This window comes from Sphingobium xenophagum NBRC 107872 (assembly GCF_000367345.1).
GTDB lineage: Bacteria > Pseudomonadota > Alphaproteobacteria > Sphingomonadales > Sphingomonadaceae > Sphingobium > Sphingobium xenophagum.
This window is the reverse complement of sequence record NZ_BARE01000008.1, coordinates 71,232-88,842: the sequence shown is the minus strand read 5'-3', so window position 1 is coordinate 88,842 and position 17,611 is coordinate 71,232. Positions and strand designations below refer to the sequence as shown.

The window sequence follows — 17,611 nt, the reverse complement described above, 5'->3', positions numbered from 1 at the left end:
AATATCACGAAATCAGGCTGGAACTGCACATCTGAGCGGAGATTATCATCGGCACACCAACTCAATGGAGACTGCCGATGCGTTATAGGGATGATCGTGATGGACAGAAGCGGACCAGCAGCAGCGGGCATAACGGCCTGGCGGTTATTGGCGCGGCACTGTTTTTAGGCATTGCGACGCTGAGCGCCTATATCCTGTCCAACAATCACACGACTATAAAACCCGCCAGCGGGACGGCGCAGGCAATGGCGTTGGCCAGTTCCAATTCATCCAGCCCAGACTGATGGGCACAGGAAAAGGGGGGCGGAAGCGATATGCTTCTGCCCCCCTTTTTCTTGTCCATATCTGGTCAGGCGGCGATCGCGACCGGTTCCGCTTCCGCCTCGATCAGGCCGCGCGCCACGCTCTTGATCAGGGTCACGAAGCGGGTGGCTTCCCGCACGATCATCGCCTTGTTGAAGCAGGCCGCAGCGCCCCGGTCCATCGCTTCGGCGACGATCGGCGCGCCGTCGCGCATCAGGCTGGACAGCATGATCACCGGGCATGGTTCCATGTCCATGATCTCGTCCAATATCGTCATGCCGTCCTTGCCTGGCATGGCGATGTCCAGCGTCACCACATCGGGCTTTTCGGCCCGGATCATCTCTATCGCTTCCACCCCGTCGCGCGCGATGCCGACCACCTCAACCCGGCGGTCGCGTTCGAGCAGCGTTTCGATCATCGCGCGGATGGTGAGCGAATCGTCGACCACCACAATTCTAATAGGCTTCATCTGCCGTCTCCCCGAACCGTTTATGAGCATCATAACGACCGGGGCGGACCATGCTTTAGACGTGGCTAACACCCATTTAACTACGTGGTCCATTATTGGCGGCAAAATTGGGGAAGAAGAGCTTGCGGAAGCTGATGGTGACCGCGCGGCCCAGCGGATCCAGATAATCCTGCTGGTAGCGCAGCGGCGTCATTCCGCTCGCGTCGGTGACCTCGCGACGCTGGTTGAAGATATTGTCGATACCGATCGACAATCGCGCGCCGCGCAGGAACGGCACGGATTTCACCAGTTGCGGCATCTGGCCCAGATTGGCGAACAGACGCAGATTGACCGTCGCCAGACTGCCAAAATCGAGCCGCGAGCTGCCGCCAAGCGCGCCATCGACATGGGTGCCGCTTTCCCAGTCCAGGCCCAGCCGCGCGCCGATGCCGTTATTCATATAACCGATCCGCCCTTCCAACTCATGACGCGGCTGGCCGCCTGACGATCCGGTCGCGTCGCCATCCAGCAGGTTGAGTTGCGGCACGCCGGGCGCAATGGTGATGCTCTCGGTCAGATGCCAGGTGTGATAGAGGCTGAAGCTCAGCCGCCCGCTGCCGCCGCCGGGGCCACGCGAACCGCCAAAGCCACCAGAACCGCGGCCGCCGGAACGTCCAGCGCCTGCACCCGTGCCACCCTCGCCGCGTGGCCGGTCGCCGCCTTCGCCCGGCGGGCGGGCGCCTTCGGGCCGGGGTTGGCGATTGCCAAACAGGCCCTGCAATTCGGGCGGACGGTCTTCCGGCTTGGCGCCTGCCGCGCGCCAGGCTTCGACGACCTTCTGGATATGCGACTTGATCGGGATCGACAGATCGAAACCCCAACGCAATTGCTCGCTTTGCGCCGCCAGGAAGTTGGTCGGGCGGGTGTCGATCTGAAGCAGATTGCCGTCCGCGTCACGCAGGAAGCGCTGGGGGAAGGCCGCCTCGATCGCCGGGGTGGGCGAAGGGAAGGCTGCGATCGGATTGCTGGTCCGGCTGTTGAGATAGGTGGCGGTCAGCGTCAGATTGGGCTTGTCGAACGGCTTGATATTGGCGCTGAGGCGGAACTGGTCTCGCACGCTTTCGCGCAGGTTCGCATTGCCGCCCGACAATTGGGTGACGAACACGCTTTGCCCGGTCGCATAGTCGAACACCGTGACATTGGGGGTCGCGACCAGCGGGTCGGTGATCTGCGTGCCGGTCGGTGCGGCGCGATCCTGATTGGCGGACATCAAAAGCTGCACCGCCTTGACCGGCTGCCAGCGCAGACCATAGCCGAGCGTCGAAAGGGTGCCGAAGTCGGAAACCTGCTGCGCGGCGAGGTTGAGGTTCACGCCAATATCGCCGATGCCGCCCAGCACATGCCTAGACCGGCTGGTGAGCGGCAGGTCGATGCTGACCTGCCCGCTGCCGATTTCACGGTTATAGTCGGACCGGCTTTCTATTCCGGCGCGGGTGGAGCGGCTTTCAAAGCCGTTGGCCGATGCACCGATACGTACGGACGTCATCGCCTGCCCGGCGGGCAGATCGAACAATGTTCCGCTAAGCAGCAGATCGCCCTGCACCGCCTGCGACTTCGCCCGTGCGCGGTCGGTCAGGCGGGTGGCGAGCAGGTCCGGCGCGAAGCTGGCATAGGGATTGACGCTGGCATCCCCTGCATCGAGCGCCGCCTGGATCGCGCCGGTCGCCACGCCCCTGTCGGTGCGGGTGCGGGTGATCGACAGGTCGCCATTGCCGGTGAAGGACCATTGCCAGCTGCCCGCCAGCCGCCCGTTCAGCGTGACGCCGACATGCGCCGTCGTGCCGCGCACCTGCTGCCCCAGCGCGCCGGGTCGAACCAGATAGCGGGAGAGCGCGACGTCATTGGCAAAGGGGGAGAAGGGACTGGCCGCAGGCAGGGTCAGCGCGGCCCGCGACAGGCCTTGCAGCGAATCGCTGTCGAACAGTTCCAGCCGCCCGTTGATCGTCGCCGACACGCCGCCCAGGCGCGGGCCAGGGTCGCATTGGCGCTGAAATTTTCGGTCGCGGGGCTGAGCGTGCGATAGGGGGTGAGGTCGACCGCGTCGCTTGTCGTTGCGCCCGGCACGAAACTGGCCAGCGTCGGCAGGTCCGTAGCGGCGCTGGCGGGGACGCCGGTCTGGGTGACGATCGCGCCTGCCAGCGCAGAGAGCGCCGGGTCGATTTCCGCGCCGCGCGTGATCGCGGTGAGGCGGGACGCGCCGGTGTTGAGAATGTCGCGCTCGCTTTCCAGCAATTGCGCGGCGCGGCGATATTTGACGTTCAGGGTGAAGCGATTATCGCCCCGGATGCGCAGGAAGCCGCCCTCCGCCTGGCCATTGTCGCGCCCGCCATCGGTGGTGGTGCCGCCGCGCAGATCGACGGTTTCGGCGCGAAAACGCTGACGCAGGACGATATTGACGACCTTTTGCGTCGCGGCATAGCCGTATGAGAGCGCGACCTGTTCGGGCAATATGTCGACCCGCGCGACCGCTTCGGAGGGCAGGTCGGAAATTTCCGAAAAGCTGGAAATCCGCTTGCCGTTAAGCAGAATGACGGGCGATCCATTGGTCTGGGGCGACAATTCGGTGAGCAGTTCGGAAATGGAGGTCACGCCCAGCGCCCGCACATCCGCGCCGCTAAGCTGTTGCTCCGGCTCGATCTTGCCCGGTACCGCGCCGCGCTGCGGCTGGCCGGTGACGACAATTTCCTCGCCATCGTCCATTTGCGGATCGGCCTGCGGCGCGCCTTGCGCCCTCAGCGCGCCGGGCGCGACCCCCAGCATCAGCGACAACAGGACGAACGAAGTGGATCGGCGCACGCATTTACCCCCGGACAATATCTCTTGCCTCTCCTCTAGCGGGCAGTTGTCGCAAAATATTGGCAATGGCCAGCGGGAATTGTCGCAAGATGTAATCGGCGCGGAAGTTCGCAAACTTCGCCCATGTCGCGCATGGAAATTTTGCCCAAAGTCAGCAGGCGAACAACGCGAGGGTGCGCTGTCGGGGCAGGGAAGGCAGACGGTGGGAAGGAGCCGGGGCGCAGATTAGCAGCAACCAGCGCCGTAGGACAGAAGCAGGCTTCAGGCGCGGGCTTCAGGCGGCGGCGATATGCTGGCGGAACCAGTCGGCCAGATCGGTTTCGGTGAGATTACCGGCGGCGAGTTCAAGGAAGGCAACGACCAGTTCGGCGTCGGTCGCGGTCAGTCGATAGTCGTTGAGCAGCAGGAAGGTTTCGCTGACCACCGCCGCGATCCGCTTGTTGCCGTCGATAAAGGCATGATTGCGCGCGAGACCATAGGCATAGGCCGCCGCCAGCGCCGCCGCGTCAGGATCGCCATAGAGCACCTGATTGTGCGGGCGCGCCATGGCGCTTTCAAACAGGCCGCGATCCCGCAGCCCGTCGCCCCCGCCGCCATGTTCGGCAATCTGTTCGGCATGGGCCGCCTCCGCCACGGCAGGCGTGACCCACACCCAGTCCCGGCCCGCCATTATTTGGCGAGTTCACGCAGCGCCCGCTTGCGCCGCGCCATGACATCGCGCGCCGCCGCCATCTGCGCATCGAAATCCGGTTCGGCGGCAGACAGTTCGATCCCGCGCGGGGTAAGTACGACCGAGAGGCTGTCTCCGGCACTGGCGTGCAGATGGGCCAGCAACTCCTTGGGCAGGATGACCCCGGCGCTGTTACCGATCTTCGTGATTTTGAGGGGCGCGTTCATACGGGAGTTATAACGCAATATGTCGCGATTGCCAATTTAGTCGGAATCGATCTGATCGCCCAGTCCTGCCCTTCTTAAACGCTCCGCCCAATCGGGGCGGCAATTCCGCGCTCTGATACAATCCACTTCACCAACGTGCATTGCGTCCATCATCCGACCAAACTCATCCTCGGTTTCTGGTTGATGGGAAACATAGCAATGTGGCGTTTCTCCATCGGGTACCCAAGCCAGCAGATCGGGGGCCACATCTTCCCAAACGCCACAGGATATGCAGCAACCATCCTCAACATAGAATGTGCCCGGCACATTGGCTGGATGCGGCGGCAACGGAGAGTGATTAGCTACAGCCAACGGTTGCCGGGCCGATCGTCCCAAAAATCGTTCAGCCAATACCGGATCATCCTACCCCTCAATCCCGCTCCCTATCCCCAGCGCCCATATATAGCTCGCTGCCGGTTTCCCTGAACACCCGGCTCATTTCCGCCATGCCCTGTTCGGCAGTGGCGGCGTCCAGCGGTGCGCGCCCTCCACCGTTCGGCTGCGCCGAACGGTCCCCCTCCCCGTGCCGGGGAGGATTGGCGGCGATGAAGGTGTCGGCGTTCTGATTTTGCTTGGCGGCGAAATCGCGGACCTCCTGCGTGATTTTCATCGAGCAGAATTTGGGGCCGCACATCGAGCAGAAATGGGCTGACTTCGCGCCTTCGGCGGGGAGCGTCTGGTCGTGATATTGTTCCGCCGTGTCGGGATCGAGGCTCAAGTTGAACTGGTCGCGCCAGCGGAATTCGAAGCGGGCGCGGCTCAGTGCGTCGTCGCGGACCTTGGCCGCCGGGTGGCCCTTGGCGAGGTCGGCAGCGTGGGCGGCCAGTTTGTAGGTGACGACGCCGACCTTCACATCGTCGCGGTCTGGCAGGCCCAGATGCTCCTTGGGCGTGACATAACAGAGCATCGCCGTGCCGTACCAGCCAATCATGGCCGCGCCGATGCCGCTGGTGATATGATCGTATCCCGGCGCGATGTCGGTGGTGAGCGGCCCCAGCGTGTAGAAGGGGGCTTCGCCGCAGGCTTCGAGCTGCTTGTCCATATTCTGCTTGATCTTGTGCATGGGGACATGGCCCGGCCCCTCGATCATCACCTGCACATCCTGCGCCCAGGCGCGTTTGGTGAGTTCGCCCAGCGTGTAGAGTTCGGAAAACTGCGCTTCGTCATTGGCGTCGGCGATCGAGCCGGGGCGCAGGCCGTCGCCCAGGCTGTAGGCAATGTCATAGGCTTTGCAGATTTCGGTGATCTCGTCGAAATGTTCGTAGAGGAAGCTTTCCTTGTGATGGCTGAGGCACCATTTCGCCATGATCGAGCCGCCGCGCGAGACGATGCCGGTGACGCGCTTCGCCGTCATCGGGATATAGGCGAGGCGGACGCCCGCATGGATGGTGAAATAATCGACCCCCTGTTCGGCCTGCTCGATCAGCGTGTCGCGGAAAATGTCCCAGGTCAGTTCCTCGGCCACGCCGCCAACCTTTTCGAGCGCCTGATAGATGGGGACGGTGCCGATCGGCACGGGCGAGTTGCGGATGATCCATTCGCGCGTGTCATGGATGTTGCGACCCGTGGACAGGTCCATCACCGTGTCAGCGCCCCAGCGGATCGACCAGACCAGCTTGTCGACTTCGGACGCGACGTCGCTGGCGACGGCCGAGTTGCCGATATTGGCGTTGATCTTGACCAGGAAATTGCGGCCGATCGCCATCGGTTCGGATTCGGGGTGGTTGATGTTGCTGGGGATAATCGCCCGGCCGCGCGCCACTTCGTCACGGACGAATTCGGGCGTCACATAATCGGGGATGGCCGCGCCCCAATCCTGCCCGTCGCGGATATATTCGGCGAGGCGCGCGCGGCCCAGATTTTCGCGTTCCGCGACATATTCCATTTCCGGGGTGATGATGCCGCGACGGGCATAATGCATCTGGCTGACATTCATGCCGGGCCGCGCGCGCAGGGGGCGACGATCCTGGCCGGGGAATTGGGCGACGCCGCCCGACCGATCCGGGCCTTTGAGGCCGTTATCTTCGGGCTTTACCGCGCGCGGGTCATAATCCTCCACATCGCCGCGCGCCATGATCCAGTCGCGGCGCAATTGCGGCAGGCCTGCCATGATGTCGATCTGCGCATTGGGATCGGTATAGGGGCCGGACGTGTCATAGACCCGCACCGGCGGCTCGCCGCTGCCCGGTTCCAGCGTGATTTCGCGCATCGCGACCTTGAGCGGGCCGACATGGATTTTCTTCGATCCACGGATAGCGCCAGTGGTAACGTTCATTGCCGCCTGCCGGCGGATGAAGCCTTCGGGTTCGGGCATCTCTGTACGGGCGGGGACGTCTGCCATAAGTCACTCTCCTTGCAGCGAAAGAGAGAGAATGCGGGCGGTGTGAGTGCGCGCTTGACCCTCCCTACGCCGGTGTTAGCCGGATCAGGTTCAGCGGGTCGCGGCCACAAAGCCGCCTCTCAACCGTCTGCGGACGGTCCCCCGGGGATGGCGGCAAGGGTAATGGGTTTGGCGGGCGGGGTCCAGTGACTTGTCGCTGCATCGCCGGGGCGGGCCGGAGCCGCGCAGATTCTTTGCCCCCCGAACCATTTGCATATTGCATTGCAACAGGGGGTAGCGTTTGATCCCGCCATGCTCAAAGCCGCGCTCCACCACCGCACTGCCTATCGCTACAGCCGCCCGATCCGGCTTGGTCCTCAGGTCATCCGCCTGCGCCCCGCGCCGCACAGCCGGACCAAAGTGCCCAATTATGCGCTGAAAATCGAACCGGCGGGGCATTTCCTGAACTGGCAGCAGGACCCGCACGGCAACTGGCTGGCGCGCATCGTCTTTCCAGAGCCAGTCGATCATTTCACGATAGAGGTCGACCTGCTGGCCGATCTGGACATCATCAACCCGTTCGATTTCTTCGTGGAGCCGTACGCGGAAAATTATCCGTTCGCCTATGACGAGCAGCTGAAAACCGATCTGGCCGCCTATTTCGATGTCGAGCCGCAAGGGCCGCTGTTCGAAAAGATGGTGGACCAATATGCCGGGCATGAAAGCCGCACCGTCGATTTCCTGGTCGAGGTGAACCGCCGCCTGCAACAGCAGGTCGGCTATGTCATCCGCATGGAAGCGGGCGTCCAGACGCCGGAGGAGACGCTGGAAATCGGCACCGGGTCATGCCGCGATTCCGCCTGGCTGCTGGTGCAATTGCTGCGCCGACTGGGCTTTGCCGCGCGGTTCGTGTCGGGATACTCGATCCAGCTGGTCGCGGACGTCGAGCCGATCGAGGGGCCAAAGGGGGTCAGCCAGGATGTCGTCGACCTGCACGCCTGGGCGGAAGCCTATGTGCCGGGCGCTGGCTGGGTGGCGCTGGACGCGACCAGCGGCATGTTTGCGGGCGAAGGGCATATCCCGCTCTGCGCGACGCCGCACTACAAGTCCGCCGCGCCGATCAGCGGCATGGCCGAACCGGCGGAGGTCAATTTCGATTTCGCGATGACCGTCAGCCGCATTGCCGAAGCGGTGCGGATCACCAAGCCTTTCACCGACAAGCGATGGGACGCGGTGATGGCGCTGGGGGCGAAGGTCGACGCGGATTTGCAGGCGCAGGACATGCGGCTGACGATCGGTGGCGAGCCGACCTTCGTGGCGGTGGATGGCGGCGATGCGGGCGAATGGAATGGCGATGCGGTCGGCCCGACCAAGGCGGCCTATGCCGACCGACTGATCCGCAAGCTGCGCGGCCAGTTCGCGCCGGGCGGCCTGCTGCATCATGGACAGGGCAAATGGTATCCGGGCGAAAGCCTGCCGCGTTGGGCCTATGCCGTCTATTGGCGGACGGACGGCACGCCGATCTGGCACGATGAAAGCCTGATCGCGCCCGATGATGCGCCCGACGGCGCGCGCAGCGTGACGCCCGACGACGCCCGCGCTTTCCTGAGCCATATGGCGGCCCATATGGGCTTTTCCGACGACTATACCCATGCGGTCTTTGAAGATCCGGCGGTCTGGTCGATCAAGGAATCGGAACTGCCGATCAACGCCACCACCGACGATCCCAAGATCAGCGATCCCGAAGCGCGCGCGCGGATGGTCAAGACGTTCGAGCGTGGCCTGGACCAGCCGGTCGGCTATGTCCTGCCGGTGCAACGCTGGCAGTCGCAGGCAAGCACGCCGCGCTGGCAGAGCGAAATCTGGCAATTGCGGCGCGGCAAGCTGTTCGCGGTGCCGGGGGATTCGGCGCTGGGGTATCGCCTGCCGCTCGGCTCCCTGCCTTATGTGCCGCCGTCGGACTATCCCTATATCCACCCCCGCGACACCAGCGAGCCGCGCGAGCCGCTGCCCGATTTCCGGGCGCAGGTGATGCAGCAGGCCGATGTCGAGGACGTGCGCGCGCAGCAATCGCAGCGGGTCGCCGGGCCGGAGGGCGGCGCCGCTGCGCAGGACCGGGTGGAACAGGTCATTATCGAAGGGGCGGTCCGTACCGCCGTGACGGTGGAGCCGCGCGGCCATTATCTGTCGGTATTCCTGCCGCCGGTGCAGGCGCTGGAAGATTATCTGGAACTGATCGCGGAGGTCGAGGCGGCAGCCGAAGCGCTGCGGATTCCGGTGCGGATCGAGGGCTATTCGCCCCCGCCCGATCCGCGCATCGCGGTGCTGAAAGCCACGCCCGACCCCGGCGTGATCGAGGTGAATGTCCATCCCGCATCCAGTTGGGACGAAACGGTCGCGATCACCGAACAGCTATATGCCTATGCCCGCGAATGCGACCTGACCGCCGACAAGTTCATGGTGGATGGCCGGTCGGTCGGCACCGGCGGGGGCAATCATATCGTGCTGGGCGGGCCGACGCTCAACGATTCGCCATTCATCCGGCGGCCCGACCTGCTCAAGAGCTTCGTCCTCTACTGGCAGCGGCACCCTTCGCTTTCCTACCTGTTTTCGGGCCTGTGCATCGGGCCGACGAGCCAGGCGCCGCGCATCGACGAGGCGCGGCATGATGGCCTGTATGAACTGGAGATCGCGCTGGCGCAGGTGCCCAACCCGTTCGCGGGCGAGGGCGCATCTCCCCCTCCATGGCTGGTCGATCGGCTGTTCCGCAACCTGCTGGTCGATGTGACGGGCAACACCCACCGCACCGAAATCTGCATTGACAAGATGTTCTCGCCCGATGGGCCGACCGGGCGATTGGGACTGCTGGAGTTTCGCGGTTTTGAGATGCCGCCCGAAGCGCGGATGAGCCTGGCGCAGCAATTGCTGATCCGGGCGCTGGCGGCGTGGTTCTGGCGGCAGCCGCAGCAGGGCAATCTGGTGCGCTGGGGCACGACGCTGCACGACCGTTTCATGCTGCCCCATTTCGTCTGGGCCGATTTTCTGGAAATCCTGTCCGACCTGCGGGCGGCGGGTTATGATTTCGATCCCAACTGGTTCGAGGCGCAGCGGCAGTTCCGCTTCCCCATCCACGGCAGTGTCGACGCGGGCGGCGTGGGGCTGGAAATCAGCCATGCGCTCGAACCGTGGAACGTGCTGGGCGAAACCGGGGCGATCGGCGGCACCGTGCGCTATGTCGACAGTTCGACCGAACGGTTGCAGGTCCGCGCCACCGGCCTGGTCGCGGGGCGGCATATCGTCGCGTGCAACGGGCGGCAGGTGCCGATGACGGCGACGTCGGTGCCGGGCGAAGGGGTTGGCGGTGTCCGCTACAAGGCATGGGCACCCGCCAATTGCATGCACCCCAACCTGCCCGTCAACGCGCCGCTGACCTTTGACGTGCTGGACAGTTGGAGCGGCCGGTCGCTGGGCGGCTGCGTCTATCATGTCGCGCATCCGGGCGGACGCAATTACGACACGCTGCCGATCAACGGCTATGAAGCCGAAGCGCGGCGCAAGGCGCGTTTTCAGGACCATGGCCACACCCCCGGCCCGGTCGATATGCCCGCCGCCGAACCGGCCGGTGAATTTCCGATGACGCTGGACCTGCGCTTCAGGCATCCGGGCGCGTAAGGGCGACCGGGTGGAAACCGCCATATATGCGAACTGGGCCGACGCCTATCTGGCCAATGCACCGGCGGGCGACCTGTTCGCCGGTGCATCGCCCGCCATGCAGACACGCTGGCGCACGATGCTGGACCGGCTGTCGGCGCAGGCGCAGGGCGACCCGGCCATGCTGGCGGACAATGTCGCGCGGCAGGCGATCGACCTGGGCATGGCGTTCCGCCTGACCGGGGACGAACAGGAACGATCCTGGCCCTTGGGGCCGATCCCGATGCTGATCGATGCGGCGGAGTGGGCGCATATCGAGCGGGGCCTGGCCCAGCGCGCCGAATTGCTGGAACAGGTGATCGGCGATATTTATGGGAGCCAGTCGCTGGTGCGCGATGGCAAGCTGCCCGCCAGCGTGATCACCGGCAGCCCGCATTATTGGCGGGTGATGAACAGCACCCCGCCCCCGCGCGGCCATCATCTGCATTTCTATGCCGCTGACATCGGGCGCGGCCCGGCGGGCGAATGGCGCGTGCTGGCCGACCGGGTACGGACGCCGGTGGGCGTTGGCTATGCGCTGGAAAACCGCCTGGCCTGGTCGCGCGCGACCGGCGACCTGCTGGGCGCGATGAACACGCGGCGGCTGGCCCCCTTTTTCGACGATCTGCGCCGAGGACTGGCCGCCGATTGCGAACGATCGGACCCGCGCATCGGCCTGCTGACGCCGGGTCGTTTCAACCAGAGCTATGCCGAACAGGCGCATCTGGCCCGGTATCTGGGCCTGTTATTGGTCGAAGGCGACGATCTGATCGTCACGGACGGGCAGTTGTTCGTCCGCACCATTCAGGGGTTGAAGCGCATCGACGGTTTGTGGCGCTGGATGGACAGCCGCTTCATGGACCCGCTGGCCTTCGACAGCAAGTCGCGCATCGGCTTGCCAGACCTGTTCGACGCCTGCGCGCGCGGCGGATTGGTGCTGAGCAACTGGCCGGGCGCGGGCGTGATCGAATCGCGCGCCTTCGCCGCCTTCCTGCCGCAACTGAGCAAGGCGCTGCTGGGCGCGGACCTGATCCTGCCCAATATCGCAACCTGGTGGTGCGGGCAGAGCGGGGAGCGCACCTATGTGCGCGACCGGCTGGATCAACTGGTCGTCGGATCGGCCTTCGATCAGGATGTGGCGGGCCTGCCCGATGCGCGCTTTACCCCCGGATCGGCGCTAGACGCGAAGCAACGCGCCATGCTGGCCGAAGCGATGGCGCGACGGCCGATGGATTATGTGGGACAGGAACTGGTGAAGCTGTCGACCACCCCGGCGGTGGTCGACGGGCGCCTCACCCCCCTGCCCTTCACCCTGCGCGTGTTCGTGGCGCGCGACGCGCAGGGCCAGTGGCGGGTGATGCCCGGCGCCTTTGCGCGGCTGGCGGGCCATGGCGACATCCGCGCCGCGCTGATGGGCAAGGGCGACATGTCCGCCGACATGTGCGTGGTCGATAGCGTGGCCGTGCCGCCCGACACCCTGTTGGGCGCCGGCGCGCCCGCGATCCGGCGGATCGGCGGGATGTTGCCGGCCAAGGCGGCGGACAATCTCTATTGGCTGGGCCGCTATATCGAGCGGACGGAAATGACGCTGCGGCTGATCCGCGCCATCGTCGGCGGATCGATAGAGGCCGACCTTGGCCCGTCGGTCGCATCGCCGACGATGAACCGGCTGGTCGGGCAACTGGTGCTGTGGGGCGCGATCGCCCGCGATGGCGGCGGCCCCATCGGCCCGATCTGTGCGACCGCGCTGGGCGATGCGCGCCAATCGGGTAGCGTCCGGGCGCTGATGGCCAGCGTCGGCAATATCGGCGAAGGGCTGCGCGACCGGCTGGCAAGCGACTTCTGGCGGCTGGTGCGCCTGCCGCTGCCGACATTTGACGGCGCGGTGACCGAAACCCTGCTCGACGCATCGTCGCGCATGATCGAGCGGATTTCGGCGCTGTCGGGGCTGGCGGCGGAGAATATGGGCCGGAGCGATGGCTGGCGCTTTCACGATATGGGCCGACGGATGGAGCGGGCGATCAATGGCTGCCGCCTGCTTGGCCTGTTCGGCGGCGAAGGCGCGAGCGCGGACGACCTGACCGTCCTGCTGGACCTTAATGATAGCCAGATCAGCTATCGCACCCGCTATCTGACCGGCCCGGCGCTGCCGCCGGTGCGCGATCTTGTCGCGCTGGAGCCTTATAATCCGCGCGCCGTCGTCTATCAGGCGCAGCGTCTGGCCGATCATGTCGCCGCCCTGCCGACGCTGCGCGCGGACGGGATGCCGGAGGAACCCAGACGCCTGGCCGATGCACTGGTCGCCCGGCTCAGCCCGCTGACCGGCGACATGCTGACCATCGCCGACATCAACGACGTCGAAAACCGCCTGCTGGCCCTGTCCGACGCCATCGGCCAGCGCTATTTCCTGCAAGTGCGCAAGGCGGAAAAGGCCGATGGAGCGGACCTGCTGTCATGATCTACCATGTCCGCCACCAGACCATATTGCGCTATGCCGCGCCGATGCGGCTGGCCCGGTTCAACCTGCGCCTGCGCCCCGCGCCCTGGGCCGGGCAATGGACGTCCGACTATGCGCTGACGGTCGATCCCGCCCCCTCCACCATCGAATCGCGGCCCGGCGCCTGGCCGGTTCATGTCGCCCGGCTGGTGATCGAAAGCCCGATCCGCCAGTTGACGATCGAGAGCCGTTTTCGCGTCGGCGTGGCTGACAGCGCCCCGCCCGAACCCCAGCCCGATGACCCCGCCATCGGCGCGGTAGCGAACGCCGCGCTGGCCGATCGCGACATGAGCGCGTCGGCCCCGGCCCTCTATCTCTACGCCTCCACCCGCGCGCCGTTGCTGGCGGACATTGGCGACTGGGTCGGCGACGGGCTGGACCCGGACCGGCCAGTGGTCGCCGCCGCGCTGGCGCTGGCGCTGCGCATCCGGGCGGAGTTCGCCTATGATCCCGGCGCGACCGACGCCAGCACGCCGGTCGCCGACGCCTTTGCCGCGCGCCATGGCGTGTGCCAGGATTTCGCCCATGTCATGGTGGTCGCGCTGCGGCTGGCGGGGCTGCCCGCCGCCTATGTCAGCGGCTATCTGCGCACCGATCCGCCGCCCGGCCGCCCGCGGCTGATCGGCGCGGACGCGATGCATGCCTGGGTCATGCTGTGGTGCGGGCCGACGCGCGGCTGGATTGGCTTTGATCCCACCAATGGCTGCATCACCGGCAACGGCCATATTTTCGTCGCGATGGGCCGCGACTATGCCGATGTTGCGCCGATGGACGGCCTGTTCGTGGGCGGCGGGGGGCAGAGCATCCAGGCGATGGTCGATGTCGTGCCGGAGGAAGAGATGGCGTGACGACCAACGGGGGTGGGGTCAAACGCCAATCTTCTCGAACATCAGCATCATCCCCTTGCGCGGGCGCACGGTCAGGCGGCTAATCGGTTCGGGCTTGTAGCCGGGCCGCACCGACAGGCGATAATGGCGCAGCACGTCGGCGATCACGGTCATCACCTCCTGCTGGGCAAAGCCGGCCCCCACGCACACGCGCGGGCCGCGGCTGAAAGGTAGCCAGGCCTGCTTGATCATGTCGGCATTGGCCGGATCGTCGAACCGATCGGGATTGAAACTGTGCGGGCAGGCCCAGTTATCCTTGTTGCGCTGGGTCAGCCAGGGGGCGACGACCAGCATCGCGCCGGGGACGAGATTCTTGTCGCGCATCTGCATCGGGCAGGGCACTTCGCGCGGAAAGAAGGCGAGCGGGGGATAGAGGCGCAGCGTTTCCCTGAACACGTTGCGCACCACGCCCATGTCCTTGAGCATTGCCGGGGTCAGTGGCGCGTCGCCCGCCACCGCCATCACTTCGGCCCGTGCGCGTTCCTGAACATGGGCGCATTCCGACAGGAGGTAGAGCGCCCAGGTCATGGTGCTGGCGGAGGTTTCATGGCCCGCCAGGAAGATGGTCGCAACCTGATCCATCACCTCCTTCAAGGTGAAATGCGCGCCCGTCTGCGGATGCCGCGCCTCGATCAGCGACTGGAGTATGTCCTTGTGCGGCGCGGGCTGTCCGGCATGGAAGGCGTTGAACCGTTCCGCCACGATCGGCGCGAACACGCCGCGAATGGCGTTGGCGGGCCGTTCCGACCAGCGTTCGAACCAGCGGTTTGGGAAGCCGTATAGGCCCAGCATGGACGCGGAATGGGAATAGCGCTGGAACCGCCCGAACGCCTGATGGATGATGAAGGAGCGCCTGGTATCCAGCGTCTGGGAAAAGAGCGTGCGAAAGATGATGTCGGCGGCCACATGGGTCATCATCGCGTCGATGTTGATCGCCTTGCGGCGGTCCATCCCGTCGATCCGCGCCAGGAACGCTGCGACCGCCTCCACCATCAGCGGCATCGTCTTGTTCATCGCGGTATGGGCGAAGGCGGGATTGATCATCGCCCGCTGATTTTCCCAGTCCACGCCATTGGCGGAAAAGACGCTGTTGCCGATCAGCGGCGACAGCCCCTTGACCAGTTCGGCATGTTTGGGAAATTCGGTCCCGCCCTTCAGGATACGGTTCACCAGCGGCAATTCGTTGGCGATATACATGAGCTGCCCGCGCCCGCGCACCTCGCCCATCTTCATCGTATAGCTTTTTTCGAACAGCACATGAATCCAGCTGTGCCAGCCGATGAAGAAGCGCCGCAGCATCGTGCGCTTGTTGCGCGTGGGCTGCGGAAAAGGCGGGGTGAAGAGCGGTTCTGTCATGGAATCGTCCGGAAAGCGGCGATGGCATCGTCCAGGGTGCGGCGGCCCGCGGTGAGGCTGAGAAAATCGACCGGCGACAGGCGATCGCCTACCCGCAGATAGTCGAAATGCGCCTCATATTTGTTCGACCAGCCGCCATGATAATTTTCAGGATCGTAGAACAGGTGGAAGCGCGGCGAGAGCATGTCGACCCGCGCGGCATGCGTGTCGCTTTCCAGCAGCAGCGGATTGACGTTGAAATAGGCCGCGCCGTCGGGCGGGAAGCTGAGATCCACATAGCGGAAATGCTTGTCCGCCAGCGCGCGCAAATCAGCGTGATACCAGCGGGCGTCCGTCCGCAACGCCACGACCGGCACCACCTGCCCCATGCCCACCATCGCGAAATGATCCGGCAGCGCTATGCCGCGCAGGTCGAACAGGCGCCGCATCACCGACATGCCCAGGATCGTACCCGCGCTATGGGTGAGGAACAGCACCTCGTCCCACGGTTCATCCAGTTCCTCGGCCATGCGCCGGGCAAAGGCATCGAGCCGCGCGTCCAGCGCGTCGCCCGGTCCGCCAGCGGCGAGCGTGTGGTGATAATAGGTAAAGCGCAGCAGCCATGGCACGACCAGCTTGTTGAGCCATTTGCCCGACGCCATGGCGCTGATGCCGATCCCCGCCAGCGCCGCCGCCCAGAATGGCAGCACGCTCCACAGCAACAAAGCGGGGAGCAGCGCGAACAGCAGCGGGATCATCACTGCCAGAAAGGGTGGATAACAGATGGTCAGCACCGGACCGGGGCGCAGCGCCTTCATCCGCTTGAACTGCATGAAACGGCCATGGCCGACATAGGTGGCGATGGAGCGGAAGGCGAGCGTGAGCGGGTTGCGAATCCACACCTTGCCGACCAGATCCTCCCAGCGGAGAAATTCATAGTCGGTCTCGACCCCGGCCTGTTCATTGTCGACCGACCAGATTGTCGAGACGACTGATCCCGCAGGCCCGGCGCGGCGTCCGCCCACGGTCACGCCCTCGCCCGTCAGCCGGTCATACCGACCGGCCTGGTCGCGATAGAGCTGGTGGTAAAAACGCACGCCGCGCGGATCAAAACCGCCAAGATAAAAGACTTTACGCTTGAATTTTTGCACTGCCCCGGCCCTAATCGGGTCATGAGCACACCCGAACGCGACTACTGCTATTTCATAGACCACCGTAAATACAACCGAAACATCGGCTGTAGGAAGCATGACAATGTCTATGGCATCAACGGGGGCGGCAGCGAGCGGGACCGGTGGCGCGCGGACATGGCCTTTTACCGCCATATGAAGGCCAATGGCGATCCGATGGCGCTGCCTTCGCTGATCGCCTGCCTGTGCTTCGGCTGGTTCTGCTGGAATTATCATCCGGGCAAGGGGCTGTGGCGCGGCCAGCTCTTGCGGCGCTTTGCCAAAGCGCCCAAGTGACCGGCATGACTGTTCCCCACCATGTGAAGGTCGGCCCGATCACCATCGGCAACGACCTGCCCTTCGTCCTCATTTCCGGCCCCTGCCAGATCGAAAGCCGCGACCATGCGCTGTTCATGGCCGATGCGCTGGCGCGGATCGCGGGGCAGGCGGGCGTACCGTTCATCTTCAAATCCTCGTTCGACAAGGCGAACCGGACATCGGTGTCGGGCCAGCGCGGCGTCGGCATCGACGCGGGGCTGGCGATATTGACGGAGGTGAAGGCGACGCTGGGCTGCCCGGTGCTGACCGACGTGCATGATGCGGGACAGGTCGAGGCCGCTGCGCAGGCGGTCGACATCCTCCAGATCCCCGCATTCCTGTGCCGCCAGACCGACCTGCTGCTCGCCGCCGGCCACACCGGCGCGGTGATCAACGTCAAGAAGGGGCAGTTCATGGCCCCATGGGACATGGCGGCGGTGGCGCAAAAGGTCGCCTCGACCGGCAATGACCGCATCCTGCTGACCGAACGCGGCGCGAGTTTCGGCTACAACACGCTGGTCAGCGACATGCGTGCGCTGCCGGTGATGGGTGAGACCGGCTATCCGGTGATATTCGACGCCACCCATTCGGTCCAGCAGCCCGGCGGCCTGGGTTCAGCATCGGGCGGCCAGCGCGAGTTCGCGCCGGTGCTGGCGCGCAGCGCGGTGGCGGCGGGCGTCGCCGCGATCTTCGCCGAAGCGCATCAGGACCCGGACAATGCCCCGTCCGACGGGCCGGTCATGCTCCCGCTCGACTGGGTCGCGCCGATGCTGGCGAAGCTAAAGGCGATCGATGCAGTGGTGAAGGGGTAAGCCTGACCGTCGGCCCGGACCGTTGGGCGGGGGCAGGAAA

Annotated in this window: 12 protein-coding genes, 1 pseudogene and 1 riboswitch; of the genes and pseudogenes, 6 read left to right on the top strand and 7 right to left on the bottom strand. The window is 65.1% G+C overall.

Annotation, left to right across the window (positions count from 1 at the left end):
- Nucleotides 1–77 precede the first annotated feature (77 nt).
- The gene (locus tag SX1_RS05170; protein WP_019052205.1) at nucleotides 78–284 is read left to right on the top strand and encodes a hypothetical protein; all 207 of its coding nucleotides are present in this window, start codon (nucleotides 78–80) and stop codon (nucleotides 282–284) included.
- A gap of 65 nt (nucleotides 285–349) precedes the next feature.
- On the opposite strand, the gene SX1_RS05165 is transcribed toward SX1_RS05170, so the two are convergent.
- The 5 genes and pseudogenes from SX1_RS05165 to thiC all read right to left on the bottom strand — a co-directional run bounded on the left by SX1_RS05165 (nucleotide 350) and on the right by thiC (nucleotide 6,884).
- Nucleotides 350–772, bottom strand: coding sequence for a response regulator (locus tag SX1_RS05165; protein ID WP_026002061.1), 423 nt, complete (start codon nucleotides 770–772; stop codon nucleotides 350–352).
- Nucleotides 773–848: 76 nt separating this feature from the next.
- Nucleotides 849–3,607 (bottom strand): annotated as a pseudogene (locus SX1_RS22405) (TonB-dependent receptor).
- Nucleotides 3,608–3,881: 274 nt separating this feature from the next.
- Complete coding sequence (locus SX1_RS05155; protein WP_019052203.1) at nucleotides 3,882–4,277, bottom strand: type II toxin-antitoxin system death-on-curing family toxin; 396 nt, start codon at nucleotides 4,275–4,277, stop codon at nucleotides 3,882–3,884.
- Entirely contained in the window at nucleotides 4,277–4,504 is a 228-nt protein-coding gene (locus SX1_RS05150) for an AbrB/MazE/SpoVT family DNA-binding domain-containing protein (RefSeq protein WP_017181149.1), read from the bottom strand. The genes SX1_RS05155 and SX1_RS05150 overlap by 1 nt, the downstream gene beginning before the upstream one ends.
- A 409-nt stretch (nucleotides 4,505–4,913) precedes the next feature.
- Nucleotides 4,914–6,884 (bottom strand): phosphomethylpyrimidine synthase ThiC, encoded by a 1,971-nt coding sequence (thiC, locus tag SX1_RS05145; RefSeq protein WP_026149525.1) that lies wholly within the window; start codon nucleotides 6,882–6,884, stop codon nucleotides 4,914–4,916.
- Nucleotides 6,885–6,928: 44 nt separating this feature from the next.
- Nucleotides 6,929–7,038: riboswitch (TPP riboswitch) on the bottom strand.
- Nucleotides 7,039–7,175: 137 nt separating this feature from the next.
- On the opposite strand from thiC, the gene SX1_RS05140 reads away from it, so the two are divergent.
- Genes SX1_RS05140 through SX1_RS05130 form a run of 3 tightly spaced genes read left to right on the top strand, consistent with a single transcriptional unit; the run spans nucleotide 7,176 to nucleotide 13,898 of the window.
- A complete protein-coding gene (locus tag SX1_RS05140) occupies nucleotides 7,176–10,535 on the top strand; it encodes a transglutaminase family protein (RefSeq protein ID WP_019052200.1) in 3,360 nt (1,119 codons plus the stop codon).
- A 10-nt stretch (nucleotides 10,536–10,545) separates the two neighbouring features.
- Nucleotides 10,546–13,011, top strand: a complete 2,466-nt coding sequence (locus tag SX1_RS05135; protein ID WP_019052199.1) for a circularly permuted type 2 ATP-grasp protein — start codon at nucleotides 10,546–10,548, stop codon at nucleotides 13,009–13,011.
- Entirely contained in the window at nucleotides 13,008–13,898 is an 891-nt protein-coding gene (locus SX1_RS05130; RefSeq protein ID WP_019052198.1) for a transglutaminase family protein, read from the top strand. The genes SX1_RS05135 and SX1_RS05130 overlap by 4 nt, the downstream gene beginning before the upstream one ends.
- An 18-nt stretch (nucleotides 13,899–13,916) precedes the next feature.
- Here SX1_RS05130 and SX1_RS05125 read toward each other — a convergent pair whose 3' ends face one another.
- A complete protein-coding gene (locus SX1_RS05125) occupies nucleotides 13,917–15,293 on the bottom strand; it encodes a cytochrome P450 (RefSeq protein WP_019052197.1) in 1,377 nt (458 codons plus the stop codon).
- A complete protein-coding gene (locus tag SX1_RS05120; protein WP_019052196.1) occupies nucleotides 15,290–16,423 on the bottom strand; it encodes a hypothetical protein in 1,134 nt (377 codons plus the stop codon). The genes SX1_RS05125 and SX1_RS05120 overlap by 4 nt, the downstream gene beginning before the upstream one ends.
- Before the next feature lie 21 nt (nucleotides 16,424–16,444).
- Between SX1_RS05120 and SX1_RS05115 the strand changes: the two genes are divergently transcribed.
- Together SX1_RS05115 and kdsA are read left to right on the top strand one after the other, a co-directional pair.
- Nucleotides 16,445–16,738: a hypothetical protein gene (locus SX1_RS05115; RefSeq protein ID WP_017181156.1), complete on the top strand. Its 294-nt coding sequence runs from the start codon at nucleotides 16,445–16,447 to the stop codon at nucleotides 16,736–16,738.
- 5 nt (nucleotides 16,739–16,743) lie between these two features.
- Entirely contained in the window at nucleotides 16,744–17,571 is an 828-nt protein-coding gene (kdsA, locus tag SX1_RS05110) for a 3-deoxy-8-phosphooctulonate synthase (protein ID WP_019052195.1), read from the top strand.
- The last annotated feature ends 40 nt before the right edge of the window (nucleotides 17,572–17,611 follow it).

What these genes read in the sequence shown, in the direction of transcription:
- SX1_RS05170 (WP_019052205.1), top strand. Translation starts at nt 78, where the DNA reads ATGCGTTATAGGGATGATCGTGATGGACAGAAGCGGACCAGCAGCAGC.
- SX1_RS05165 (WP_026002061.1), bottom strand. Translation starts at nt 772, where the DNA reads ATGAAGCCTATTAGAATTGTGGTGGTCGACGATTCGCTCACCATCCGC.
- SX1_RS05155 (WP_019052203.1), bottom strand. Translation starts at nt 4,277, where the DNA reads ATGGCGGGCCGGGACTGGGTGTGGGTCACGCCTGCCGTGGCGGAGGCG.
- SX1_RS05150 (WP_017181149.1), bottom strand. Translation starts at nt 4,504, where the DNA reads ATGAACGCGCCCCTCAAAATCACGAAGATCGGTAACAGCGCCGGGGTC.
- thiC (WP_026149525.1), bottom strand. Translation starts at nt 6,884, where the DNA reads ATGGCAGACGTCCCCGCCCGTACAGAGATGCCCGAACCCGAAGGCTTC.
- SX1_RS05140 (WP_019052200.1), top strand. Translation starts at nt 7,176, where the DNA reads ATGCTCAAAGCCGCGCTCCACCACCGCACTGCCTATCGCTACAGCCGC.
- SX1_RS05130 (WP_019052198.1), top strand. Translation starts at nt 13,008, where the DNA reads ATGATCTACCATGTCCGCCACCAGACCATATTGCGCTATGCCGCGCCG.
- SX1_RS05125 (WP_019052197.1), bottom strand. Translation starts at nt 15,293, where the DNA reads ATGACAGAACCGCTCTTCACCCCGCCTTTTCCGCAGCCCACGCGCAAC.
- SX1_RS05115 (WP_017181156.1), top strand. Translation starts at nt 16,445, where the DNA reads ATGAGCACACCCGAACGCGACTACTGCTATTTCATAGACCACCGTAAA.
- kdsA (WP_019052195.1), top strand. Translation starts at nt 16,744, where the DNA reads ATGACTGTTCCCCACCATGTGAAGGTCGGCCCGATCACCATCGGCAAC.